The organism is Stenotrophomonas maltophilia group sp. msm4 (assembly GCF_032025605.1).
GTDB lineage: Bacteria > Pseudomonadota > Gammaproteobacteria > Xanthomonadales > Xanthomonadaceae > Stenotrophomonas > Stenotrophomonas sepilia.
On record NZ_JAVSKK010000001.1, the window covers coordinates 1,054,512 to 1,078,990 of the forward strand.

The 24,479-nt window shown below is 66.3% G+C and carries 22 protein-coding genes and 2 pseudogenes; 9 read left to right on the forward strand and 15 right to left on the reverse strand.

Annotation, left to right across the window (positions count from 1 at the left end; translation table 11 throughout):
• Window positions 1-3: 3 nt before the first annotated feature.
• The 5 genes and pseudogenes from ROV93_RS04935 to ROV93_RS04955 form a co-directional block, all read left to right on the forward strand.
• Window positions 4-165, forward strand: a pseudogene (locus tag ROV93_RS04935) (hemin ABC transporter ATP-binding protein); the annotation flags it as partial.
• Between the two features lie 63 nt (window positions 166-228).
• Window positions 229-978, forward strand: coding sequence for a hypothetical protein (locus tag ROV93_RS04940; protein WP_072166993.1), 750 nt, complete (start codon window positions 229-231; stop codon window positions 976-978).
• A gap of 415 nt (window positions 979-1,393) precedes the next feature.
• The gene (fusA, locus tag ROV93_RS04945) at window positions 1,394-3,430 is read left to right on the forward strand and encodes an elongation factor G (protein ID WP_088497494.1); all 2,037 of its coding nucleotides are present in this window, start codon (window positions 1,394-1,396) and stop codon (window positions 3,428-3,430) included.
• Between the two features lie 252 nt (window positions 3,431-3,682).
• Window positions 3,683-3,955 carry a hypothetical protein gene (locus tag ROV93_RS04950; RefSeq protein ID WP_005409616.1) on the forward strand — a complete coding sequence of 91 codons (273 nt, stop codon included), beginning with the start codon at window positions 3,683-3,685 and terminating at the stop codon, window positions 3,953-3,955.
• Window positions 3,956-4,065: 110 nt separating this feature from the next.
• Window positions 4,066-4,821, forward strand: a complete 756-nt coding sequence (locus ROV93_RS04955) for a SapC family protein (protein ID WP_053496662.1) — start codon at window positions 4,066-4,068, stop codon at window positions 4,819-4,821.
• Here the strand turns inward: ROV93_RS04955 and ROV93_RS04960 are convergent.
• From ROV93_RS04960 to ROV93_RS05010, 11 genes are all read right to left on the reverse strand, one after another.
• Entirely contained in the window at window positions 4,778-7,147 is a 2,370-nt protein-coding gene (locus ROV93_RS04960) for an ATP-binding protein (RefSeq protein ID WP_312538629.1), read from the reverse strand. The two genes, ROV93_RS04955 and ROV93_RS04960, sit on opposite strands and share 44 nt — an antisense overlap.
• Window positions 7,144-7,770 (reverse strand): response regulator transcription factor, encoded by a 627-nt coding sequence (locus tag ROV93_RS04965; protein ID WP_312539421.1) that lies wholly within the window; start codon window positions 7,768-7,770, stop codon window positions 7,144-7,146. Before ROV93_RS04965 ends, ROV93_RS04960 begins: the two co-directional genes overlap by 4 nt.
• Before the next feature lie 313 nt (window positions 7,771-8,083).
• Entirely contained in the window at window positions 8,084-8,617 is a 534-nt protein-coding gene (locus tag ROV93_RS04970) for a lipocalin family protein (RefSeq protein WP_072166997.1), read from the reverse strand.
• A gap of 8 nt (window positions 8,618-8,625) precedes the next feature.
• The gene (locus tag ROV93_RS04975; RefSeq protein ID WP_072166998.1) at window positions 8,626-9,699 is read right to left on the reverse strand and encodes a cyclopropane-fatty-acyl-phospholipid synthase family protein; all 1,074 of its coding nucleotides are present in this window, start codon (window positions 9,697-9,699) and stop codon (window positions 8,626-8,628) included.
• Window positions 9,696-10,481: a DUF1295 domain-containing protein gene (locus ROV93_RS04980; RefSeq protein WP_072166999.1), complete on the reverse strand. Its 786-nt coding sequence runs from the start codon at window positions 10,479-10,481 to the stop codon at window positions 9,696-9,698. Before ROV93_RS04980 ends, ROV93_RS04975 begins: the two co-directional genes overlap by 4 nt.
• Window positions 10,478-11,023 carry a DUF2878 domain-containing protein gene (locus ROV93_RS04985; RefSeq protein ID WP_072167000.1) on the reverse strand — a complete coding sequence of 182 codons (546 nt, stop codon included), beginning with the start codon at window positions 11,021-11,023 and terminating at the stop codon, window positions 10,478-10,480. Before ROV93_RS04985 ends, ROV93_RS04980 begins: the two co-directional genes overlap by 4 nt.
• Window position 11,024: 1 nt before the next feature.
• On the reverse strand, window positions 11,025-12,284 hold the full coding sequence (locus ROV93_RS04990; protein WP_072167001.1) for a cyclopropane-fatty-acyl-phospholipid synthase family protein: 1,260 nt from the start codon (window positions 12,282-12,284) through the stop codon (window positions 11,025-11,027).
• Window positions 12,281-13,048, reverse strand: a complete 768-nt coding sequence (locus tag ROV93_RS04995) for a DUF1365 domain-containing protein (RefSeq protein ID WP_072167002.1) — start codon at window positions 13,046-13,048, stop codon at window positions 12,281-12,283. The genes ROV93_RS04990 and ROV93_RS04995 overlap by 4 nt, the downstream gene beginning before the upstream one ends.
• The gene (locus ROV93_RS05000) at window positions 13,045-14,322 is read right to left on the reverse strand and encodes an FAD-dependent oxidoreductase (RefSeq protein WP_072167003.1); all 1,278 of its coding nucleotides are present in this window, start codon (window positions 14,320-14,322) and stop codon (window positions 13,045-13,047) included. Before ROV93_RS05000 ends, ROV93_RS04995 begins: the two co-directional genes overlap by 4 nt.
• A 1-nt stretch (window position 14,323) precedes the next feature.
• Window positions 14,324-15,274 (reverse strand): acyl-CoA desaturase, encoded by a 951-nt coding sequence (locus ROV93_RS05005; RefSeq protein WP_065178583.1) that lies wholly within the window; start codon window positions 15,272-15,274, stop codon window positions 14,324-14,326.
• An 81-nt stretch (window positions 15,275-15,355) separates the two neighbouring features.
• Window positions 15,356-16,123: a hypothetical protein gene (locus tag ROV93_RS05010; RefSeq protein ID WP_072167135.1), complete on the reverse strand. Its 768-nt coding sequence runs from the start codon at window positions 16,121-16,123 to the stop codon at window positions 15,356-15,358.
• A 131-nt stretch (window positions 16,124-16,254) separates the two neighbouring features.
• On the opposite strand from ROV93_RS05010, the gene ROV93_RS05015 reads away from it, so the two are divergent.
• From ROV93_RS05015 to ROV93_RS05025, 3 genes are read left to right on the forward strand one after another with little or no spacing between them, the layout of a single operon-like run.
• Entirely contained in the window at window positions 16,255-16,878 is a 624-nt protein-coding gene (locus ROV93_RS05015) for a sigma-70 family RNA polymerase sigma factor (protein ID WP_049414756.1), read from the forward strand.
• Window positions 16,875-17,549 (forward strand): ChrR family anti-sigma-E factor, encoded by a 675-nt coding sequence (locus tag ROV93_RS05020; RefSeq protein ID WP_072167004.1) that lies wholly within the window; start codon window positions 16,875-16,877, stop codon window positions 17,547-17,549. Before ROV93_RS05015 ends, ROV93_RS05020 begins: the two co-directional genes overlap by 4 nt.
• A gap of 13 nt (window positions 17,550-17,562) precedes the next feature.
• On the forward strand, window positions 17,563-18,255 hold the full coding sequence (locus tag ROV93_RS05025) for an oxidoreductase (RefSeq protein ID WP_072167136.1): 693 nt from the start codon (window positions 17,563-17,565) through the stop codon (window positions 18,253-18,255).
• A 2-nt stretch (window positions 18,256-18,257) separates the two neighbouring features.
• Here the strand turns inward: ROV93_RS05025 and ROV93_RS05030 are convergent, their stop codons facing one another.
• The 4 genes and pseudogenes from ROV93_RS05030 to ROV93_RS05045 form a co-directional block, all read right to left on the reverse strand.
• Entirely contained in the window at window positions 18,258-20,657 is a 2,400-nt protein-coding gene (locus tag ROV93_RS05030; protein WP_072167005.1) for a hybrid sensor histidine kinase/response regulator, read from the reverse strand.
• Window positions 20,650-21,117, reverse strand: coding sequence for a response regulator (locus ROV93_RS05035; protein WP_005416517.1), 468 nt, complete (start codon window positions 21,115-21,117; stop codon window positions 20,650-20,652). Before ROV93_RS05035 ends, ROV93_RS05030 begins: the two co-directional genes overlap by 8 nt.
• Window positions 21,114-23,355 (reverse strand): annotated as a pseudogene (locus ROV93_RS05040) (ATP-binding protein). The gene ROV93_RS05035 and the pseudogene ROV93_RS05040 overlap by 4 nt, the downstream one beginning before the upstream one ends.
• Window positions 23,356-23,470: 115 nt before the next feature.
• Window positions 23,471-24,019, reverse strand: coding sequence for a biliverdin-producing heme oxygenase (locus ROV93_RS05045; RefSeq protein ID WP_072167006.1), 549 nt, complete (start codon window positions 24,017-24,019; stop codon window positions 23,471-23,473).
• Window positions 24,020-24,185: 166 nt separating this feature from the next.
• Here ROV93_RS05045 and ROV93_RS05050 point away from each other — a divergent pair, with 166 nt between their 5' ends.
• Entirely contained in the window at window positions 24,186-24,479 is a 294-nt protein-coding gene (locus ROV93_RS05050) for a hypothetical protein (protein WP_088497482.1), read from the forward strand.

A 24,479-nucleotide genomic window follows, 5' to 3' on the forward strand; every position in this document is an offset into this window, starting at 1 on the left:
TGAGGCTATGCCGACCGCATCGTGCTGCTGGAGCAGGGCAGGGTGGCCGCTGATGGTACGCCGCTGCAGGTGCTGACCGAAGGTAACCTGCAGCGGGTCTACCAGCAGGATGTGGTGGTGCTGGAGCATCCGCGGCGCGGGGTACCGCTGGTGGTGGTGACCTGAGCGAAGGCCGTCAGGTTGCTCCGGGTATCATGGTTGCTTCGTTTTCTTCAATGGACTGATGCCATGATCCGTACCGTTACGCGCGGCGTGCTGCTTGCCGCGATGGTTGCTTCCGTTTGCGCAGCCCATGCAGCTTCGACCTCCCAGGTTTCGCTGACCGACGCGGCCGAGAACGCCTCGCTGATAGAAACCCGGCATTCCAGTGGCGAGGGCGCCGCTGTGACGTCGATGAAGACGCAGTACTTCGCCAACGAGGAAATGTCGGTGAGTTGGGACGACCAGCAGGTGCTGGTGCTGTGCAGGGAGACGGCGTATCTGAAGATTCCTGCGGCCAAGCTCAAAGCCGGAGCGTTGACCACCGGGCAGCGGCAGATGATCGTCTATCAGGCATTGATGTCCGGCCTGGCGGCTGTCGCGGGCGTTGTCGGGCCGGCAGGGGAGAGGGTGACCGTGGCTGATGATGGCAGCGAGACCCGCAGCGTTGGCGAAAATAGCTGGGCATATGGTGTTGAGCGATACGAAGTGATCACCCAGCGGCTGCCGGACGGTGCACTTCGGGTCCGGACCCGCAAGACGGAAACCGTGAATGCCACGCCTCCGGCGGGTCCGGACGACATGTTCAGCACCGAGGACGACCAGGCGGCGCGCTTGTCCGAACTGGCGCCGGTGGGCAGCTGGACCGAAGTGGTGGTCCACGGTGGCGCACGGCAGCCGCATGTGGATCCGGCGATGTCGTTGAAGGGGTGGATTTCGATGGGGGATGACCAGGCAGCGACCGTGGCGGATGCCCGCACGCTGCACGGCTGCAAGTAAAGGCCGCCAGGGGTCAGATTCCTTTGCCAGGGGCAAAGGGATCTGACCCCGATCGTTGTCGGCCTCATCGTTCCATTTATGCGTGCAATATTCACTTGCGCGCCAGATTGGCAGGTCTAGAATGCGCCCCATGAACCGGATGCCGCTCCTGAAGTTTTTCACCCTGACCCGCGCAAGCGCGGAATGGGCGTGTCTGCCTGGAGCTCCACAGGGCCGCTGAAGCGGCTATCGCTGGATCATCCACAGAGCGCCCTTCGGGGCGCTCTTTTCGTTTCTGCAGTTTCATTTCCCTAACCCGACGTACCGCAAGGAGAACGTGCCATGCACCAGATCGCCGAGACCGAACGCTAGCCGCGCACCCTGTCGCCAACCGGGGTGCGCGGCCCCCATAGTTGGCTTTGCAGGAACCTATCTCATGAACACCCAAGTCCTTTCCCGCCGTCGCAACCTTGGCATCATTGCCCACATCGACGCCGGCAAGACCACGCTGACCGAACGCCTGCTGTGGAAAAGCGGCGAGATCCATCGCGTCGGCGAAGTGCACGACGGCAATGCGACCACCGACTTCTCGGCGATCGAGCGCGAACGGGGCATCACCATTGGCGCGGCCGCCGTGCAGGCGCAGTGGGCACCGCGTGATCTGCCGCCGCATCGGTTGACCCTGATCGATACCCCCGGCCACATCGATTTCGCCATCGAGGTCGAGCGATCCCTGCGGGTACTCGACGGCGCCGTGGCGGTGTTCTCGGCCGTGGATGGCGTGCAGCCGCAGTCCGAGACGGTGTGGCGCCAGGCGCGTCGCCATCACGTGCCGCTGATCGCTTTCGTCAACAAGATGGACCGCGTAGGCGCTTCGTTTGAGCGCGTGCTGGAGCAGCTGCAGGACAAGCTGCGCGCGCGGCCGTGGGCGCTGGGCGTGCCGTTGGGCAGCGAAAGCGGCTTCAGTGGCTGGGTCGATCTGGTCGATGCGCGCGTGCTGCAGTGGCAGGAGGGCGGCGCAACCACGGTGACCCCGTGGGACGAAGCGGCGCGCGCCCAATGGCAGGCCCAGCGCGATGCGCTGGTCGAAGCTGTGGCCGATCATGACGAAGAACTGGCCGATGCCTGGCTGGAAGGTCGCGTGATTGGTGCCGATATGCTGCGCGCGGCGATCCGGCGGGCGACGCTGGCAGGTGCAGGCGTGCCTGTGCTGGCCGGTGCTGCGTTCAAGGACAAGGGCATCGAGACGCTGCTGGATGCCGTGGTCGATTACCTGCCGTCGCCGCTGGACCGCCCTGCTGTCAGGGCTGAAAGCGATGAGGGCGAGGTGATGCTGCCACCGGATCCGGACGGTCCACTGGCAGGCCTGCTGTTCAAGATCACCCACCAGCAGCACGGGGCGCTGAGCTTCGTGCGGCTGTACTCGGGCACCTTGAAGGTGGGCGACGCGGTGGCCAGTTCGCAGCATCCGCAGGGGCGGCGTGTCAGTCGCCTGGTGCGGGTGCAGGCCGACCAGACCCATGACATCGAGCAGGCCGTGGCCGGTGACATCGTCGCGGTCCTGGGCTGGAAGGATGCGGTCAGTGGCGAGACGCTGAGCAGCCGTGCGCTGCCGTTGCGCCTGGAGAACATCCAGGCTCAGGCGCCGGTGCTGGCCTGGCGGTTGGAGCCGGCGCGTGCGGCGGACCTGATCCGGATGGCGCAGGGACTGGCCAGCCTGGCCCAGGAAGATCCCTCGTTCCGTGTGGAAACGGACCGGGAAACGGGTGAAACCCTGGTCTGGGGCATGGGTGAGCTGCATCTGGAAGTGATGGTCGAGCGCCTGCGCAGCGAATGGAAGGTCGACGTGGCCGTAGGTGCGCCGCGCGTGGCCTACCAGGAGACGCCGATGCGCCCGATGACCGGTGTCGTCGGGCGGCTGGTCAAGCAGACCGGTGGCCAGGGCCAGTTCGCGCACGTGGTGCTGGATGTGGCGCCGCGCGACGACGACCTTGTCGTGTTCAACGACCGCATCGTCGGTGGCGTGGTGCCGCGCAGCTTCATCGCAGCGGTGGAAAAGGGCGTGCGTGCCGCGCTGTCGGAAGGTCCGCAGGGACATCCGGTGGTCGGCATCGAGGTCAGTCTTGTCGATGGCCAGACCCATGCCAAGGACTCTTCGGAGATGGCGTTCCATCGCGCAGGCGCCGAGGCGATCAAGGCGGCGCTGGCCGAGGGTGGCACGCAGCTGCTGGAGCCGGTGATGGCGGTGACGGTGCATTCGCCGTCGGCGTCGGTAGGTGATGTGGTCGGCGACCTCAACCGGCGCCATGGCCGCATCGCCCGCATCGAGGACCAGGACGGTCGTGCCGAGGTCAGTGGTTTCGCGCCACTGGCACAGCTGGTGGGGTACACCACCTCGCTGCGTTCGCTCAGCCAGGGGCGGGCCAGCAGTGAGGCGCACCTGCACGGCTATGAGCCAGTACGCGCGGCATGAAGAAGGCAAGGGAGCCCGTTCGCGGGCTCCCATTTTTTTTGTCCGGGTTTCCGTATCCGCGCATGGCGTGGATCTACCGGGTGACCGGGTCGCGAGCTCTGCAGTAGATCCACGCCATGCGTGGATGGATCCGCACCGACACGGCAACATTGGCGCTGCATCGCACCAAATCTGTAGAAAAAGCTGGATTAAAGTGATGCCTCACGATAAATTGCGCACCCCCCGTTGCTCGCCGCCGCCCGCACCCCTCTCATGCGTGATGACAAAGACCCCGGAACCCTGGAGCTGACCCTGCCGCGCAAGCGCGGTCGTCCGCCCAAGTTCGGGTACGCGATGAGCGATGCGCAGCGGGCGGCGCGCTATCGTGCGCGCAGGGCAGGGCAGGCCAACCATGCCGACGTGCGTTCCTGCAGTGACATGGTGCTGCTGGACAAGATCCGTGCGGCGGTCAGTGCCCGCGACACCGAGCTGGCCGGTTTCCTGGTCCACGTACTCTGGCAGCGCTACCCCCTGCAGCTGAAATAGTTCGCCGGTGGGGTGGCCGTTGTCATCGAGCTTGTTGATAATGCGGGATTCAGGTTGTTCCCGCTGGCGTGCCCGGGATGGCAGGCGCGCATGATCGAACGGTTCCCAACATGACCACCACCAGCGACACCACCACCGAAGCGGCGCCGAGCGGCGCCCCCCTGTTCTATACCCGCCCGGTGCCGCTGCAGGCCGATGTGCATGCCGATCTGCGCATCCTGCCGGGCAAGCTCGAGTTCGCCGCCGGCAACAATGCCATTCCGCTGGTGCTGGGCGAGTTCTCGCTGGCCCTGCACCACTTCCCGATCCTGTTTGCCGGCCCGAGCGCGGTTCCGATGGCTGCCGTGGGCGTGTCCGACCAGAACCTGTTCATCAAGGATGGCCTGTGGGAAGACGAGGCCTATATTCCCGCCTACCTGCGCCGCCACCCCTTCATCTTCATCGACACCGGTGCGGAGAATGATTTCCTGCTGGGCATCGACGAAGAGAGCCCACGCGTGGTCAAGGGTGGCGAGGAAGGCCAACCGCTGTTCGTTGATGGCAAGGCCACCGAGATGGTGCAGCAGGCCCTGGAATTCTGCGGCCAGTACACCCGCGAACACGAACAGACCCAGGCCTTCTCCAAGGCCCTGGTCGACAACGGCCTGCTGGTGGAGCGCAACGCCACCGTGCGTATCCCGGATGGCCGGGAGTTCAACCTCAACGGTTTCCTGGTCGTGGACGTCGAGAAGTTCGTCGCGCTGCCGGAAGCAACCGTGGTCGAGTGGCACCGCAGTGGCTGGCTGGCACTGATCCACCAGCACCTGATGTCGCTGGGTCGCTTCAATGACCTGACCCGTCGCCAGGTCGAGCGTCTGGCCGCGTGATCAAGGGGGTGGGCAGGGTTCCCGCGACGCGGGCGCCCTGTCCGGCCTGCAGTACGCCCAGCAGGCGACGTGCGTCGGTCCAGTCCGGCGTGGCGTCCTGCGCCAGATCGACCAGCTCGGCCGCGATGGCGGCGTGCTCGCATTGACCCAGCATCTGTAGCGCGCCCTGCAATCGGTGCGCGTGATGACCGAGCGCCGATGCGTCTGCATGATCGACAATCCGCTCGATCCTGCCGAGTTCATCGCAGATGTCGGCGCTGTAGGCCGCGTCCATTTCAGTCACCTGCTCAAGTGCGTCCACGCTCTCCGGCGCCGGAATGCCCAGCGCAGCGAGCAGTTCGGCGGCGCGCAGCGGCTTGGCCAGCACCGCGTCGAAACCCGAGCGGCGGCAGCGTGCGTGGTGACCTCGCCCGGTGCGGGCGGACAAGGCGATCAGGCGGAGCGGATGCCCGTTACGGGCGCGCAGTTCGCGTGCCAATGCGTAGCCATCGATGCCACGCAGCCCGATGTCGATCAACGCGGCAGGGCGGGGGTGGCGTATCTGTTCGGCCAGCGCGCTGGCCGCATCTTCCAGGGCACATACCTCGGCGCCCCAGCGCCGCAACTGTTCAGCAATGACGTGGCGATTGAGTGCGTGGTCCTCCACCAGCAGCAGTTGCAGCCCGGCCAGTGGCGTGCCCTCCACGGGCATGTCCCGGACACTCTCGGCAGAGTCAGCAGCGCATACCGGCAGGCGCAGGATGAAGCGGCTGCCGCGACCGAGGACGCTGTGCACGGTCAGATCGCCCCCCATCGCACGTGCCAGCTCGCGTGCAATGGAAAGCCCGAGGCCACTACCGCCACGCTGATGCCCACCGCTGCCTTGATGGAAAGGCTGGAACAGTTCGGCTACCTGTGCGGGCGCGATCCCGATCCCGCTGTCGATCACCTCCAGCAGCAGCTCTTGCGGCCGCGCTACTGGAAGCAGTCGCAGGCGCAGCTCGATGCCGCCGATATCACTGAACTTCACCGCATTGGCCAGCAGATTGCTGGCAATCTGGCGTAGCGCATCAATGTCCACCCGAATGATCGGCGAAGGTTCGGTCGGGGCATCAAGATGCAGTTGCAGGCCTTTCTGTTGCGCCTGAGGCCGAATGGCCTCCAGTGCCTGCCGGCAAAGCCGGGTCGCATCACAGGCTTGTGCATGCGGCCTGAAAGCGCCGCTGGCGAGGCGCGAAAAGTCCAGTGCGCGATTCAACAGGCCGCGCAGGGATTGGCCGGCGCTGCTGGCAGCGGCGAGCAGATCGCGCTCGCCTTTCGGCAGTGTCGATCGTCCAAGCAGCTCGATCGAGGCCAGTACGGCCTGTGCCGAATTGCGCATCTCGTGACTGATCATCCCGATGGCCTGCGCGCTGCGGCGGTCGCCGCGTACCCGCAGGTGACGGGTCATGGGCCACAGCAACAGCGCGACCAGCAGAGGGGGCAGCAGCAGCCAGCCGCGCGGGGGCGAGGCCTGCATCCAGTCCAGTGCGTTTCCCGCCGCCGCTGGCAGGGTCTGGCCTGCCCACAGGTGGAGCAGGCTCGCATGCTCCTCCAGCGTGATCTCCCGCAACGCCTGTCCGATGCGTTCAAGCAGCTGCTGGTCTTCCTGGCGGACGAGCAGGTAGAGGTCGGTGGAGAAGTCGCTGTCGAATGGCTGCAGGCGCAGGCTGCCGTTGAAATGGCGTCGAACCAGCGGGCGCAGCGTGGATTCCAGGCCAATCGCCACGTCGGCCAGGCCGGATTGAACTGCCGTCAATGCTGCGTACCGATCAGGCAGGTGCTGCAGCCGGATCTGAGGATGATGCGCGCGCAGCCAGCCGGCGTAGGGCCCGCCTTCAACGACGGCCACCACCCGGCCGTCGAGCTCGCGTATCTCCCGTGGCAGCCATTCACCGGCGCGCCCTGCCAGCAGGGTGGCGCCACCCCGGAAGCGGCTGGACGCGGCGAGGTCGGGGCAGGGCAGCTTCTGGTGTCTCGCGCCGCCAAACACCATGACCAGGTCGGCCTCGTGATGACATACAGCGAGGATTGATGCGGCGGTCGTCGGATAGGGGTGTTCCAGGAAGCTGAGTTGGGCGTGACGCGCCACCAGGTTGGCGTAGCCATGGGCGAGCGTCGGCGGTGATGACGGATCGGCTATCGCTGCGGGCACGGGGCGTAGGGACGGAGCGGTGGAGACCCGCACGCTGCTGCCCGGTAGCCAGCGTGGTGACCGGATATCTTCCGCCGACGCGGCGGGAAGGAGAAGCAGTACCAGCAACCCCCGGATCAGCAGGCACGGACGCAATGGCGCATGGCGCCTCACGGCGACTCCAACCGTTCACGCAGCGCATAGATCTCCACATCGCTGCGCAAGCCCAGCTTGCGCAGCACCGCGACCTTCTGTGTGCTGACGGTCTTGATGCTGCGGTGCCGGCGCAGCGCGATCTCCGATACGGTCAGGCCTTCCAACAGCAGCTCCAGTACCTCCCGCTCGTTGCGGCTGAGCTCGCCACGATCGCCGGCCAGCCTGACGTCCGGCGGAATCCGGATCAGGCCCTGGAAGACGCGCACGATGGCGTCGGACAATGCCTCAAGGGGTTCGGCCTTGCTGACGAACCCACCGAGTCCGGCATCGATCAGGCTGTTGAGATTCGTGGTGGGAGAGAGCGTGGCGAAGGCCAGCATTGGTGTGCGCGGGAATTCGCGACAGAGCAGCGTAACCAGCTCGATGCCGCCCAGGTCGCCACGGGCGAGCGTGAGATCGATGATGGCCACATCCACGGGCAAGCGGTGCAGGCTGTCGATCAGCGCACTGCTGCAACCATGGCTGGCGACGATGTCGAACCGGAGATCGCCTGACAGGTGCAGGGCGGTGCCGCGACGGACGACTTCATGGTCGTCCAGGAGCGCCAGTCGAAGCCGGCGCGGTGCAGGAAATCCATTCATGCGCGGGAGGTGGTCAGCGCCCGTGGGCGTGGCCGCCATTCTGGCGCCGCTGTCGCGTCGAACATCGAATTTGTTGCGTTTTTACGACTATTCCTAAAGATCGATGGATGAGCTCCATCGATAAGAGCTGATCCATGGGCTGGACGTATCGTCAGGTTGAAAGCCGTGTGGACGCAGTGTCCTGGTGCGCTCTCGCTGGGTACAGGTGGCCTGGGTTGCAGGGCTGCCGGCACCCTTCGAGGGGGGTATTAATGTGACGCGTCACGCCGAAGTGCCTGGTCACCCGCGAGCCGAGTGGTCGGCGGTTGGCGATCTATCGCACCGACTGAGGTACGCGCCTGAGCCTGCCGGTGTCGTAGCCCATGGCCGCGATGCGCTCCACGGCGTGCTGGTAGTCGCTGTCCGATACGTGCGGGGTACGTGCCATGTACCAGACATAGTCGCGCTTGCTGCGTGCGACGATGGTCTGGCCATAGTCGTCGTCCAGCCAGGCAATCACATACTCGGCCTGGATCGGCCAGATGAACTGCATGCCCCAGATCGCGCCATTGCCGTTCTTCTCGACCCGTCCAACCGGGTGCATGGACTTCTGCGGGGCGTCGAAACTGCCCTTGCGATAGGTGAAGGTCGTCTGGATGCGCCCGTCCGGCCGCAGCGCATAGCTCTCCACCGCGTCGAAGGCCTCGCGCTCCGGCCATGAGGGTATGTGGGCGATCACATACCAGTCGCCCATGAAGCGCGGCACGTCCACCGAGGGCGGGCGGGGCAGGGGACGGGTATCGCTGGAGCTGCAGCCGGAACCGAACAGGCTCAAGGCCAGCAGGGGAAGCAGGGAGCGCATGCGCATGTCACACCTCAACGGGGACGGAACAGATAGTGGGCAACCAGCCACTGCTGGCCATCGTCGTAGCCGAACAGCTCGGCGCAGGCCATCCAGAACATGCGCCAGCGCTGCCACCAGATCTTCGCCGCCGCTTGGCCGTAGGTTGCGACCAGTACCGGCATCACCGCCTCGCGGGCCGCATCCTGGTTGGCCAGCCAATGGTCGGCGGTGCGCTGGTAGTGGGTGCCGTCCAGCAGCCAGCGCTGATCGAGTCGCAGGTCGCGCTGGAAATGCAGCAGCGTGTCGGCGGCCGGCATCAGGCCGCCGGTGAAGAAATGGCGCCCCATCCAGTTGTCGCCGCCCTCGGTCTCGAACGGGTACATCAGCGTGCGATGGGCGAAGATGTGCACGAACAGCGCGCCGTCGGGCTTCAGCCACTGCGCGATGTGCGCCAGCAGTCGCTGGTAGTTGCGCACATGTTCGAACATTTCCACCGAGACACAGCGATCGAAGCGTGCCGTGGGCAGCTCAAGCTGGTTGACGTCGCAGGTCAGCACCTCGACGTTGTGCAGGCCCCTGGCCTGGCACTGCGCCATGATGTGCTGGCGTTGGCTGTGCGAGTTGGATACCGCAGTGATGTTGGCCTGCCGATAGCGTTCGGCCATCCACAGGGTCAGCGAACCCCAGCCACAGCCCAGTTCGAGAATCTGCTGGCCGTCGGCAAGTCCGGCGCGCTGGCCATACAGTTCCAGCATCGCTTCCTCAGCCTGGTCCAGCGTTTCGCGCCCGGTAGGGTAGTAGCAGCTGCTGTACTTCAGCCGCTTTCCCAGGCAGGCCTGGAAGAATGCCGCGGGAACTTCGTAGTGCTGGCGGTTGGCCGCGTCGGTATGCAATGCGAGCGGACTGTCGGTCAGTTCTGCGATGCAACGGCTGAAGCGCGCGGACTGTGCCTCGATACCCCCCGCCGATTCCTCGTGCAGGCGTTGCGCGCACAGGCGCCGGATGCCGGCACGCAGCGCCGCATCGGGAACCAGCCCGCGTTCGGCCCAGGCGATCAGCCCGGTTTCCGCATCTTCAGCCGGATTCAGTGACGGGATCGCGCTCATGCGGAATGCTCCTTGGAAGAACGGGGGAACCAGGGAAAGAACATCGGCGTGCTGCGCTGGTAGGCACGGTAGTCGTCGCCGCGGCTGCGCAACGCCTGCTTCTCGGTGAAGGGGATGCCGCTGAGATAGCGCAGGAACAGATACATCAGCAGCGGCCCGGCCCACGCCAGCCACCACAGGGGGGAACCGACGGCGAGCAGCACATAGGTGAACCAGTGCAGCCACTCGAAGAAGTAGTTGGGGTGGCGTGAATAACGCCAGAGCCCCTCGCGGCAAGTGCGGCCCTTGTTCGCCGGGTCGGCACGGAAACGTGCGAGCTGGCGATCGGCCAGGCTCTCGCCGCCGACGCTCATCAGCCAGGCCAGTGCTGCGGCGACTGTCCACGGTGTCAGGCCGGCATGGGAATTGGCTGCCACCGCAACGAAGGGCAGAGCGAACAGCACGACCAGCAGCGCCTGCGCCATGAAGAAGCCAAAGATCTTGCCCTGGTGGCTCTGCCAGTGTTCGCGCAGATAACGGTAGCGCCCGTCTTCGGGTTCACTACGGACCCGGCGCCACAGGTGCAGCGCCAACCGGCCGCCCCACAGGCCGCCGAGCAGGCCCAACGCAACCCGAGGCAACATCGCGCCATCGCCGAGCAGCGCCAGCAGCAGGGCCGAGGCACCCACGCACTTGGCCCAGAGCACGTCGACAACGCCGATGTTCTGGTGGCGGCGCTGCCAGGCCCAGCCCCAGCTCATCACCAGCACGGCATACAGCAGTACCCACAGCAGATTGATCATGACGATGCTCCGGCCAGGGAGGGCGGGGTGGTGCGAGAGCCGCGACGCGCGGTGACGCACAGCAGCGAAAGCGCGATGCTCCAGCCCGCACCCAACACCAGCAGGCCCTGCCACGTGGGTGCGGCGAAACGGACCGCATCGAAACCGCGCGCTGCGGAGAGATAGGCCAGCGGTGCCGACAGCAGGCCGAACAGAGCCGGCAAGGCCGGGTGGCGCAGCAGGAAGCGCATCGAGGTGGTCAGCGTCATCGCGAACGAGGCCCACAGCGCCATGATCCAGGGGGGTGGCACCCAGCCCAGCGGGGCGGCGGCGTAGCGCACGGTGCCGCTGGCGGCGGCGCTGGCATCGACCAGCCATGCGCAGGCCAGTGCCAACACCATCAACCGAAGGTCCAGCCGTGGTTGCGGCGACGTCAGCAGCTGGCTGCCGATGTAGAGAGAGGCTGCCAGCAACGCCGGCCACTGCCAGCCGCGCCCGGCGCCGGCTACGGCGCACAGCCAGACCAGCTGGTTGCCAAGCAGATTGGGCCAGAACCTGCGCATCTCAGCTGCCTTGGCCCGATGAGGCGCCCGGGCGATGCCCCGGGCGCGCCATCAGCAGATGGGAGACCCCGATCGAGCGCTCCAGGAAGCCGCCCTCGCAGTAGGCCAGGTAGAACTCCCACAGGCGGCAGAAGCGCGTATCGAAGCCCTGCGCCTGCACGTCGGGCAACCGGGCGAGGAAGCGCTGGCGCCAGGCGCGCAGGGTCAGCGCGTAGGAGTGACCGAAGTCTTGCTGGGCGATCAGCTGCAGGTCGCTGGACCGCGTTTTGGCGGCCATGATCGCGTTGATCGACGGAATGAAGCTGCCGGGGAACACATAGCGCTTGATGTAGTCTACGCTGCGCCGGGCCTGCTCGTAGCGATGGTCCTCGATGGTGATGGCCTGCAGCAGGGCAACGCCATCAGGCTTGAGCAGGCGCTGCAGCGTGGCCATGTAGGTGTCCAGGTATTCTGCGCCGATGGCTTCGATCATCTCGATCGACACCAGCTTGTCGAACTGGCCCTGCAGGTCGCGGTAGTCCTGCATCAGCAGCGTGACCTGGTCCTGCAGGCCGGCCGCCTGCACGCGCTGGGCAGCCAGCGCGTGCTGCTCGGCGGAGATGGTGGTGGTGGTGACGTGGCAGCCGTAGTGCTGCGCCGCGTGCAGCGCAAAACCACCCCAGCCGGTGCCGATCTCCACCACGCGATCGCCCGGCTTGAGCTGGAGCTGCTGGCAGATGCGGTCCAGCTTGCGCCGGGAGGCGGATTCCAGCGACTCGTCTTCTGTGTCGAACAGGGCTGAGGAATACATCAGGTCCGGCGACAGGAACAGGGCAAAGAAGTCGTTGCCAAGGTCGTAGTGCGCGGCAATGTTGCGGCGGCTGCCTTCACGGCTGTTGCGGCGCAGGCGGTTCCAGCCGCGCAGCAGCCAGCCACCCACGCGGGCCGGGCCGCGCTCCATGCCGTCGAGCAGGTCGCGATTGCGTACCAGCAGCCGGATCAGCGCCACCAGGTCATCGCAGTGCCATTCCCCCTGTATGTAGCTTTCACCTGCGCCCACGCTGCCTTGCGCTGCAACCTTGCGGTAGAACGCCGGGTCATCGATGGTGACGGTCACATGCAGCTCGCCATGGGCATCGCCCAGCCAGACTTCGCCGAGTGCATCACGCACGCACAGGCGGCCGTCGCGCATGGGGGCAAGCTGTTGCAGCAGGCGGCGGCGCAGGAAGGCATCCAAGGCGCCGGGACGTGGCAGGGCGATCAGGGGAGTCGTCGAGTTCATCGCGGTTTCTCGGCAAGGGCAGGGTGGTCATGCACGGGGTTGCGTTTCAGCCACAGCCGCAGCGCGTGCCAGTGGATGGCGGCCATCACCTGCAGGGTCATCAAGGGATAGCAGGCCAGGACCCGGGCCAGCCCGCGGCCGTCCAGGGCGTGTCGCTGCATGGCCTGGGTGGCATCAAACTGGCGAACGCCTTGGCGCCAGACCTGCATGTGCACGCGCAGATCCTCATCCGGGCAGTTGAACCGCCAGTCGTAGTGGCAATCCATCGGCATGAACGGCGAGACATGGAAGCGCTTGTCGAACCGCCAGCGCAGCGAGCCGCCTTCGTGGGTGGCCGTGGCGACTGGCAGGACATAGGCGTGCCGTTCCTTCCAGGGCGTATTGGTGATCTCGGCGACGATGCAGTCCAGGGTGCTGCCATCGGACTGGTAGCAGTAGTAGAAGCTGACCGGGTTGAATACGTGCCCGCCGAAGCGAAGGTGGGTGAGCAGGCGTACCGGGCCGGCAGGCCGATAGCCCAGGGTAGCCGCCGCATGATCGCGCACCGCATCGGCCAGCGGTTGTGCGGGATTGCCGAAGTAGTCGCTGCGGCGGAACTCGGCCAGGTTGCGGCGATTGACCGACCACAGCCAGCGCCCGGCGAACACGGTCTCCAGCTCGTCCAGATCGAGCAGCAGCTGCGCGATCGGATAGCGGAACGCGTGGGGCTGCGGATGATGCCGTCGGTGCATCACCTGCCCGAAGTAGAGTGCGCTGGCACTCACGCTGCCACCTCGCCGGGCGCAACGCTGTCAAGGTGCGCGGTGCACTCGCGCATCGCGTCCACCACGCGGCGGGCGCTGCGGATGCCGTCTTCGTGGAAGCCCCAGCCCCAGTATGCGCCGGCGAACCAGGTGTGGCGGCGGCCCTGCAGCTCTGCCCAGCGCTGCTGGGCGCGGATAGCGGCATGATCGTGCACCGGGTGGGCATAGTGCAGCCTGCGCAGCACCTTGGCCGGATCGATCGCCTCGCTGCGGTTGAGGGTCACGACCAGCGGGGTGTCACCGGGCAGGCCCTGCAGGAGGTTCATGCAATAGCTGACCGTACAGGGCGCGCCTGGATCCCTGGGCACGTGTGCATTCCATGCAGCCCATGCTTTGCGGTTGCGCGGCAGCAACGATGCATCGGTATGCAGTACTGCTTCGTTGGGCTGGTAGCGGATGGCGCCGAGTACTTCGCGTTCGACCTGATCGGCGTCATGCAGCAGGGCAAGCGCCTGGTCGCTGTGGCACGCCAGGATGACCTCGTCGAACCCCTCCACGCCGGCCGCGCTGTGCACGCGCGCGCCCCACGGCATGCGTTCGACCGAGTGAACCGGGCATTCCAGCCGCTCACGCACCCGCCAGCGGGCGCGAAGGGCATCGACATAGCGTGCCGAGCCACCGCTGACCACCCGCCAGGGTGCGCGCCCGGTCATCTGCAGCATCTGGTGGTTGGCCATGAACTGGGCCAGGTAGCGGGCCGGGAACTGCATGACCGTGGCGGTCGGTGACGACCATAGTGCCGAAGCCATCGGCAGCAGGTGCTCGTCGATGAAAGCGGTGCCGTAGCGCTGGCCGCGCAGGTACTGGCCCAGTGTCGGGCCTTCGTCTTCCGCCAGCAGCAGCGGCGCATCCCGGTAGAACCGGCGCAGGTCGGCCAGCATTCCCCAGAAACGTGGCGAAACCAGATTGCGACGTTGGCAGAACAGGCCATCCAGCGAAGTGGCGTTGTACTCGACGCCACTTCGCTCGCTGTGCATGGAGAAGCTCATGGTGGTCGGCTGCGAGGCCACACCCAGTTCTTCGAACAGTGCCGTCAGCAGTGGGTAGTGCAGGGGATTGAAGACGATGAAACCGGTATCCACCGCCATGCGCGTGCCGTCCACCTGCACGTCATGGGTGTGGGTATGCCCGCCCAGGTAATCGTTGGCCTCGAACAGCGTCACTTCGTGTTCGCCGTCCAGCCACCAGGCACTGGCCAGGCCGGCAATGCCGGAGCCGATGATCGCGATGCGCATGTCAGTACCTCGCCTTGGCCAGTACCCACTCGGGGATGGGCTTGAGCCCCCTCACCAGGCCCATGGCCGCCATTGCGCGCAGCCCGTACCAGGTCAGGTCGATCTCCCACCAGCGGAACCCTTGGCGGACGGTCCCAGGGAAGAAATGGTGGTTGTTGTGCCAGCCTTCACCGAAGGTAAGCAGAGCCAGCCAGAGGTTGTTGCGGCTGTCGTCACGGGTCTCGAAGCGCCGCCGGCCAAAACGATGGGCCAGCGAGTTGATGGTAACGGTGGCGTGGAACAACACCACGGTGGAAATGAAGAAGCCCCACACCAGCAACTGCGGGCCAGAGGTGTGCAGTCCGGGCGCCCAGCGCTCCAGGCCGGCGCCGAGTGCGTACAGCGCGGCAGCCAGCAATACCGGCACCGCCGTATCAAAGCGGTCCAGCCAGCGCAGTTCCGGGAAGCGCGCCAGGTCAGGCACGCGCGATAGATCCGTGGCGAATGCCTCGCGGGTGAGGAACCAGCCCATGTGGCTGCGCCAGAAGCCGCCTTCGCGCGGCGAGTGCGGGTCCAGCGGTTGGTCGGCATGCCGATGGTGATGGCGATGGTGGGCCGCCCACCACAGCGGCCCACGTTGCACGCTGGACGCGCCGATCACCGCGAACACGAATTGCACCGTTCGCGATGCCTGGAACGTCCGGTGCGAGAAGTAGCGGTGGTAAAAGGCGGTGATCGCAAACATGCGCACTGCGTAGAGGGCTGCGGCGACGATCACTGCCGTCCACGAGATACCTACCCAGATCACCGCGATGCAGGCCAGGTGCATCAACGCGAACGGTACGGCGCGCAGCCAGTCGATGCGTCCGGGCTCGCCAGCGGCGTGGTCTGCAGCGCTGCCGGTGTCGACCCAGCGCTTCAGGGTGCGCAGCAGGCGCCAGCGTCGGCGGGGGAGGGGCGCTACAGAGGCCATGGCGGATCTCGGCGGGTGTCGTGTCTTCCTCTACGCAGCAGTGCGCGCAATGGATGCGGCCGACTGTGGAAAATTCCGGCTTCACTTGGGCATCACGCTACAGCGTTCGACCAGCGGTTGCGCCCAGGCCTGTTGCCATTCGCTGGCGGTCCGCTCGGCCACCGGCGAGCTGAAGCGCACCGTGACCTGTGGATAGGTGCCGCGGGTATCGCGCAGGTTGCTGGTTCCGCGGAATTCCAGCAGGCGGCGGTCGGCGCTGGCATAGACCAGCGACAGGCGCGGCGCGATGCCGCCGTACCACGTGTCCAGACTGACCTCGATGGCCTGGGCGTCGATGCCCTGCCAGCGAACAGGGCCGGTACGCCGCACCTGCACCGGGAAGAAGCGCTGCCGCCCCGGCACCAGGAAGGGCAGGCTGATGCGTTCACCTCGCAGCAGCGCTGGCCAATGCTGGCGCACCGCGGCGTCGAAGCCCGTGTCGATCACCGCATCCGGTGCCAGCTCAAGCCGACGCTGACGCAGCTCGCTGGCGGCATCTTCTTTCCAGGCGATCGACACCGACTCGCCACTCGCGTCGACTTCAGCGGTTTGCCCACTACGGCTGTCCTGCAGCGAATAACCCCGGGCCTTCGGGCGGGCGCTGGCCGGCAGATGCTTGCGGGCGAAGGGGCGGCCATCCGGGCACTGATAGAGCACCCAGCGCTCGGCACCCTCCGATGGGCCGCGCCGCCAGTGCACTTCACGATAGAGCAGATCGCCCTGCGCCGAGGTGGCCACGCCCTCGTTGCGCAGCCAGGGCGCCGCCAGCGCGGCATGGGGCAGGCACAGCAGCAGCCAGGCAGTGCGCATGGTGTTCATCCGGTAGGGAGGCTCAGGTCATACGGCGGGCGCGGCTGCTTGGATGCACAGTGCCTGCTGCATCCAATGGCCGCCCCTGCGCGTAGAGAGGACAGACCTTCACCTGCCCGCCGCTCACGCAGATGTACCCTGACGCTGCCAGCACCCTCCTCAACTTCGATACCGCACGCACCGTGTCCAGTTCCCAGCAGCCCAGCAGCGAGCCGACGAACTGGGCCGATGACATGGACAGTGTGGCGCGGCTGCGCGACCGCGACTGTTTCATGCGGATCTATGACTACTTCATGCCGCGGCTGTGCGTGTATCTGCGTGGCCTGGGCGCACCCGACGCCGTGGCCGAGGAAATGGCGCAGGAGTGCCTGCTGCGCCTGTGGTTGCGGGCGGCCGAGTATGATGCGGCCCAAGGCGCGCTGAGTACCTGGCTGTACCGGATCGCGCGCAACCTGCATATCGACCGCATCCGTCGAGAGCGCAGCTGGATGCAGGTGCAGGCAGCGGTGGAAGACGCCGCGGCGGTGGACATGATCGAGCGCAGCAGCGCCGAGCAGTTCGCCGACCAGGCGCGCCTTCGCCAGCGCATCAACGAGCTGCCCGCCGTGCAGGCGAGGCTGGTGCGGATGTCCTATTTCGAGGCGAAGAGCCACAGCGAGATTGCCCAGGCGCTGGGCATGCCGCTTGGAACGGTAAAGTCACACCTGCGACGTGCGTTCCTGCAACTGCAGGCCAAAGTGGGAGGTGCGCTGTGAATCCGCATCACCACCTGCACGAATCCACGCTGATGAGCTATGCCGCCGGCGCGCTGCCGGCGCCGTTGAGCATCGTGGCCGGTGCCCACCTCGAGCAGTGCCCCCACTGCCGCCAGCGCCTGCGCGATGCCGAGGCGATCGGCTCGGTGCTGCTGGAGCAGACCCAACCGCCCGCGGCCGACGCGCGTCGCGAGCAGTTGCGCGAGGCCATGCTGGTGCAGCTGGCCTCGGACGCGCCGAGCGCCATCGCCGGAGCCAGGCGCCCGGTGCCGAGGGAGCGGCCCGAGGCCGATCCGGACCATCTGCCCGCCTCGTTGCATCCTTACTTCGGCGCTTCGCTCAGTGCCCTGCGCTGGCGCTGGATGGCGCCCGGCGTGCACTGCATCAGGGCTGAGCAGATGCCCTCGCTGATCATGCTGAAGATTGCCCCGGGCAAGTGCCTGCCGATGCACAGCCATGGCCGCAGCGAACTGACCCACATCCTTCGAGGCTCGTACAACGACGCGCTGGGGCTGTTCGCGCCGGGCGACGTGGCGGACCTGGACGAGGAGGTGGAGCATCAACCGGTAACTGCCCCGGGTGTTCCCTGCATCTGCGTTTCAGCGCTGGACGCGCCGTTGGTGTTCAGTGGCTGGCTGGCGCGGAAGTTCCAGCGTTTCGTGAAACTCTAGCGTGGGTGCGACCATGGCCGGGAAAGGTGCGTTGAGGATTCTGTTGACCGGTGCCTCGGGCCTGGTCGGGCAGGGCGTGGCGTTGGCCTGCCAGCGCTCGCCGCAGGTGGCCCACCTGACTGCCCTGGTCCGCAGGCCGGGCAGCCTGAACGGGCCTGGCAGCGAACTGATCGTCCCCGATTTTCTGCATATGCAAGGCCGGCATGAGCAACTGGCCGGCTTCTACGCATGCTTCTACTGTGCCGGTGCGCCACCGGTCGGCACGGCAGAGGCCGAGTATCGACGCGTGACCCTGGACATCACGCTGGCGGTTGCACGCGCCTGGGCGGCGGCGAATCCCGAGGGGCGCTTTCTATATGTATCCGGTGCGGGTGCGGATCCGCAGAGCCGGGTAATGCCGCTGAGGGTCAAGGGCGAGACCGAAGTGGCATTGCAGGCCCTGCCGGTGCGCTCGGTGATGCTGCGCCCAGGAGGCGTTCGTCCGGTACCGGGTACCGGCACCCGTCATGCAGTGCTGAAGCCGCTGTACTGGGGCGGTGCGCCATTGATGAAACTGGTCGGCGCGGTCGCGCCTTCGCTGGTGACGAGCAATCTGGCACTGGGCCAGGCGATGATTGCCTTGGCCGCCAGGGAGCATCCGCCGGGCACGGTGGAATGCGCGGACATCAACCGGATCGCGGCCGGCGGGCGCGATCCGGCGTCCTGACCTCAGTGTGGCGCTGCTTCCAGCGCGGTGCGCACGGCCGTCGCCAGATCACTTCGGGTGAACGGCTTTGGCAGCAGCGCAACGGCCCGGCCCTGGCTGCCCACCTGGTCGTGGTCGCGGGGATAGCCCGACGTGAACAGCACGGCGACCTCCGGCCAGCGTTCACGGACTTCCCGCACCAGCTCCCAGCCCGACATGCCGGGCATCACCACGTCCGAGAACAGCAGGTCCACCCTGGTATCCGGGCGTTCCAGCAGCCGCAGTGCGGAAGGGCCGTCGTGGGCTTCCAATACCCGGTAGCCCAGCAGCCGCAGTGCATCCACCGTGTGGGCGCGGACATCGTCGTTGTCCTCGGTCACCAGGATGGTTTCCTCGCGCGGCGAATAGCCTGCCAGGCCGGTCTGCGGAGTGCGCGCCTCGCTGGGCAACGGCAGCAGTGAACGCGGGAACATCATGGTGATGCTGGTGCCGCCGCCTTCCACCGAATCGATCAGCACGTGGCCGCCTGACTGCTTGACGAACCCGTGCACCATCGACAGGCCCAGGCCGGTGCCACGGCCAACCTGCTTGGTGGTGAAGAAGGGTTCGAAGACCCGGGCGAGCGTCGCCGCATCCATGCCGTGGCCGTTGTCGCGCACCCGCAGCATCACGTACTCGCCCGGCGTTGCATCCGGGAACAGTGCGGCGTAGTCGTGGTCGAGGTGGCTGTTGTCGACCTCGATCACCAGTCGGCCGCCGTGCGGCATCGCATCGCGGGCATTCACCGCCAGGTTCAGTACAGAGGCCTCCAGCTGGCTGACGTCGATCTCGACGCACCAGATGTCCTCGGCGCTGCGGATCTCCAGCTGCACCAGCTCACCCAGCGCACGCTGCAGCATGTCGTGCATGTCCAGCAGGCGGACATTGAGGTCAGCGGCCTGGCTGCGCAGCGGCTGGCGGCGGGCAAACGCCAGCAGGCGCTGGGTCAGGCTGGCGGCACGGCCGACACCCTTCAGTGCATTGTCCAGCGCACGGCTCACCATCGCTCCGGGTTCGCCCGCGCGCTCGCTGAGCAGCATGGCGTGCTCGACGTTGCCTGAGATGACCGTCAGGATGTTGTTGAAATCATGTGCGATGCCGCCGGTGAGCTGGCCGACCGCCTCGATTTTCTGCGACTGGCGCAGGGCATGCTCAGCCTGCACGCGCGCGGTGGTTTCCACGGCCTCGGAGACCACAGCGGTGACCACGCCCTCCGTATCGAGTAGTGGACGGAACGAGAAATCAAAGCTGCGCCGCCCGGTCGGGAGTTCCAGTTCCAGCGCATGCAGTGAACTGCGGCCCTGTACCGCTGCGGCCACGGCCCGATCGATCAGCGCTGCGATGCCCTCGGTGGTGCCGAACCAGACCGATTCGGCGAAGCGTTGGCCAACGACGTCCTTCTTGTCTGCCAGCACCGCGGCCAGTGACGCGTCATTGGCATCGACCACGCGTCCGGACAGATCCAGCAGCACCTGGTGCTGGAAACTGGATTCGAAGATCGCCTGCAGGCGCCGCTTGCTGGCGCGCAACTCGGCCGTGCGTGCCTGTACCTGCTGCTCGAGCAGCTGGTTGTCTTCGCGCAGGGCCAGCTCGGCCTGTTTCAGCAGCGACACGTCGCTGCCCAGGCAGATATACCCGGCCACGCTGCCATCGGCGGCATGCTCAGGCACGCAGTCCATCTGCACGAATCGTGATTCGCCGCTGCGATGGATCAGTTCGGCCTGGAAGCGGGTGCGCTCGCCCTGTAGTACCCGTTCCAGGCTGGGCAGGGCGTGCTCGAAGGCGGAAATGCCGCTGACATCCCGAGCCGACCGACCCAGCAGTTCTGCAAGGCTGAATCCATGCCAGTCCAGGAACGCCTTGTTGGCAAACCGGTAGCGATGGTCCTTGTCCAACTGGGCGATCAGCGCCGGGACGGCATCGGTCACCTTCTGCAGCTGGGCCTGGCTTTCGTTCAGCGCGGCCTGCGCATTGGCCAGCTGGATACGCTCCTGCGCCTCCTGGCGGGCGCGGCGGATCGCATCGGGCAAGCGTTGCAGGCGTTGCTTCACCACATAGTCGCGGGCACCGCGCGTGAGGGCCTGTACCGCCAGTTCCTCGGTCAGGGTGCCGGAAACAAAGATGAAAGGCGTCTGCGGCACGCACTCGCGCGCCAGGGCAAGTGCTGCGTCACCATCGAAGCCTGGCAGGACATGATCGGCGAGGATCACGTCGAACGGGCGGTTTTCGATGGCCTCGATGAACGCGTTGCGGGTCCACAGGCGCTCGGCCTCGAAATCGAGGCCGGCACGCTGCAGCTGGGCGCTGATCAGCTCCGCATCAAGCGCGCTGTCCTCCAGCATGAGGATGCGCAGGCGCTCGCTGCGGCGCGATCCATCACGCATTGCGCTGCCCCGAACCGTTGGGCCGATGCGGTGGCGGCTGGTTGGTGATGCCCCAGAACATGCCCAGGCCCTGGATGGCGTCGAAGAATTCCTTGAAGTCGACCGGCTTGACCACGAATGCGTTGACGCCCAGTTCGTAACTGCGCACCAGATCCTGCTCCTCGCGCGAAGAGGTCAGCATCACAACCGGGGTGCTGCTCAGGTACGGGTCGCCACGGACCTGCTCCAGTACCTCCAAGCCATTGACTTTGGGCAGCTTCAGGTCCAGCAGCACGACCACCGGGCCGCCGTGCATGGCACCGGCGAACTTGCCTTCGCAGCGCAGGTAATCCAGCGCTTCGGCGCCGTCGCGTACATGGATGACATCGTTCAACAGCTGGCAGCGCTCAAGCGCGGCCATCGTCAGCTCTGCATCCTTGGGGCTGTCCTCTACCAGGAGGATCGGCCGCAGGTCCCTCATGGGTGTTCTCCTGTGGAGCGGGGTAGGGTGAAGTGAATGGTCGCGCCCTTGCCGGGCTCGCCCTCGGCCCAGGTACGGCCGCCATGGCGGCCGATGATGCGGCGTACGTTGGCCAGGCCGATGCCGGTGCCTTCGAATTCTTCCACATGGTGCAGGCGCTGGAACACACCGAACAGCTTGTCGACGTAACGCATGTCGAAGCCGCAGCCGTTGTCGCGCACGAAGAAGTGATCTTCGTCGTCGCTGCGGTCGTGCCCAATCTCGATCATCGCGTGCTCACGCTCGCGGGTGAACTTGATCGCGTTGGCCAGCAGGTTCTGCCAGACCAGGCGAAGCATCGTCGGGTCGGCTTCCACCTCCGGCAGCGGCGCGAGCGTCCACTGCACGTCGCGGCCGGCGTAATCCAGCGCCAGGCTCCGGCGCACGTCCTCGGCCAGCGCAGCCATGTCCAGCCGCACCCGCCCCAGCGTGGAGCGTCCCATCTGCGAGAAGCTGAGCAGGTCATCCACCAGTGTGCCGGCGGACTTTGCCGAATCGACGATCGTATCCAGGAAGCGGCGCTCGGTCTCGTTGAGGCGGTCGCCCGCCGAGCTGCCAAGCAGCTCCGAATAGCCCACGATGTGGCGGAAGGGGGCGCGCAGGTCGTGGCTGACCGAATAGGAAAAGGCTTCCAGTTCCTTGTTGCTGCGCAGGAGCTGCTCGTTCAGTTCCGCCATCTCCTCGGCCTTGCGCAGCACGATATCGACGATGGCCGTGCGCATCTCGTGTGCCGCATCGCAGTCGGCGTCGGTCCACGGCAGGCTGCGCTGCCGCACGGTCTCTTTCCAGGCGTCGAAGGAGCTCCGCGGGGAGAGTGCGACGCCGGGCGCTGCGGTCTTGCGGGGGTCTCCCCCCCCAGCGCACGGTTCGCACCACCTCCGGCCGGAACCACATCAGGTAGCTGTCATGCAGCTGCGAAATGGACACTGCCAGCAGGCCGCTGGCTACATCGGCCAGGTGCGCGGCAGGCGACCAGTCGGCGGCAAGGTGGTCGGTGCAGTAGGTTTCCTGCCCGGCCTGCCGGGTAGCCAGCCAATCGGCCAGGGCCAGCACGTCGCTGGCCGGTGGGCACTCACCCACGCGCATGCAGTCGCCCTTGTGCACGATGGCAGCCCCGGCCGCGCCGGTCAGCGACAGCAGGCTGCCTTCGTCCTGGCGCAGGGCCGCCATGAATTCTTCGTCGCCGGCCATGCGGCCCAGCAGCTTGACCAGTATCGAGCGACGCGCGACGCGTTCTTCAATCGCGAGCGCGCGCTCCTTCAGTGCAATCTGCAGCGACAGGATCTGGCCCATGAACTCGCAGGCGGTACGCACGTGGTAGGGCAGGCGGCGTGGCTGCACGGTGTGGCAGGACACCAGGCCCCATAACCGCCCCTCATGTACCAGTGACACCGACATCGACGCCCCGGTCCCCATGTTGCGCATGTACTGAAGATGCACGGGGGACACGCTGCGCAGCACGGCCAGGCTCAGGTCGGTCGGTGGCGCCTCGCGGTGGTCTTCGGCCCGCATCAGCGGGGTAGGGGTATAGTTGTTGTCCGCGATCAGGCGCACCCGGTTCCGGCGGTACAGTTCGCGGGCCTGTGCGGGAATGTCCGACTCGGGAAAGCGCAGGTCCAGGTAGGACGGCAACAGGCCATTGCCATCTTCGGCCACCACGATGCCATTCCAGCCAGCATCGAATTGATAGACCAGGGTGCGGTCAAAGCCGGTGAGCCGCCGCATGTGCGCGGCCGCAAGCCTGCACAGGTCTTCCACCGTCGCTGCCGATTCAATGCCGGTCATCAGCTCGCGGATGGCTGGATACAGTTCTTCCAGCGAGCCGGGCTGGCCGGGAACCGGTGCTTCCAGCTCGACCAGAAGATCCGTGGCGGAGCGGTGCACCAGCAACTGATGGCGGCCGTGCCCATCCAGGTGCACGGCACCGACATGCGCGCTGCTGCCCACCGTCGCCTGTTGCAACACGCCCTGGAACGGTGCCAGCACGCCGCCCAGCACTTCACTGACGTGCTGCATCAACGGTTCGCCGAACTGTTTCAGCAGCCCGGGGTGGCTGATGGCGCGCTCGCGTACCTGCAGGGACTGCGGTTCAACGACCAGAAGCACACCGTAGGGCTGGATCGCGCCAGGGGTGTGGATCGGTTCGCGCGCGCAACGGGACAGGGCAGTGTCGTGCGCGGATTCGGTAGGAGGCGTCAAGGGCGGGACTCATGATTCGTGGATGGCTGGAACGGCCCAGCACTGCATCCGGTGTGCATGGATGGTGAAGCAAAAGCGTGCCGCCGCATACCACCACGTGAATGTGAAGGGCCTTTCATTCAAACCTGAATTCTTCATCTACGCAGCGACGGATGAACAGGAAGGCGTCTGTCGCGCCCCTGCATGCCTGTGCGCGCTCCTGGTCACTTAAAACGAGCGCATCCAGCTCCTCCCGCTCGCGTCTCCAGTACTCGGCCACACCGAGCTCGGAAGGACGCAGGTGGCGCGCGCCGTACCCGGCATGAAGCTGCAACGCAGCGGCCATCTTCAACAGCACGGACGCTCCCAGCGTCGAGCCCTCCGCCACGTAGCGCCAGCCCAGAACGGTCGCTTTCGAGAATGCTTGAGGCTGCGGTTGCCAGGCATGGGGTACCGGCATGGAAGCGCCGAGGTCGCGAAGATCCTCCTCGATCAGCGGCAAGCGGGTCGCGCCCGGATCCTGCATCCGGTACAGCGGCGCAACGGCGCTATGGAAGTGCCATTGCACGCGCAGGAAGCAGAGGTAACGCTGGCGCGACGCGAAGATGTGTTGCTGCAACAGGTGCTGGTCGAGGCGATCGTGGGCCGCTCGGGTGTGCGCTTTCAGGGCAGCGCTGAGGGCCATGGGGTGATCGGGCTGTGCTGGCAATATGGATGTAGGCATCGGCGCGCACCCTAGCAGATTTCGATGCGGAGGCCGGTGCAGGTTTCGCGGCCAGCACATCTGCGCTGCACGCCGGCTAGACAGCGACTGCCCTACGGTGACTGCAATTCCAACAGATGCCACGCCCGTGAACCTGCAGACCGCACCCGCGCCCCAGTACCGTATGCTCCCTGACAGCTGCCAATTTGAATTGCTGGATGTGGATGCACTGCAGGATCCAGCCAGTGGCCGGCTGCTGCACCTGTACTCGCTGGTAGCGCGTTGCCTTTCCTGCGAGACGATCTTCAAGGCAGAAGAAGGGCAGGGCCTGGTCAGCCATACTGCAGCGCGAGTGGTGCGGTGCCCCACCGGTTGCGGGCAGCAGGCGTTCAAGCCGGCCCTGCTGCGGACCTGGTGCCCACAGGCCGTGGCCCAGGCCTGA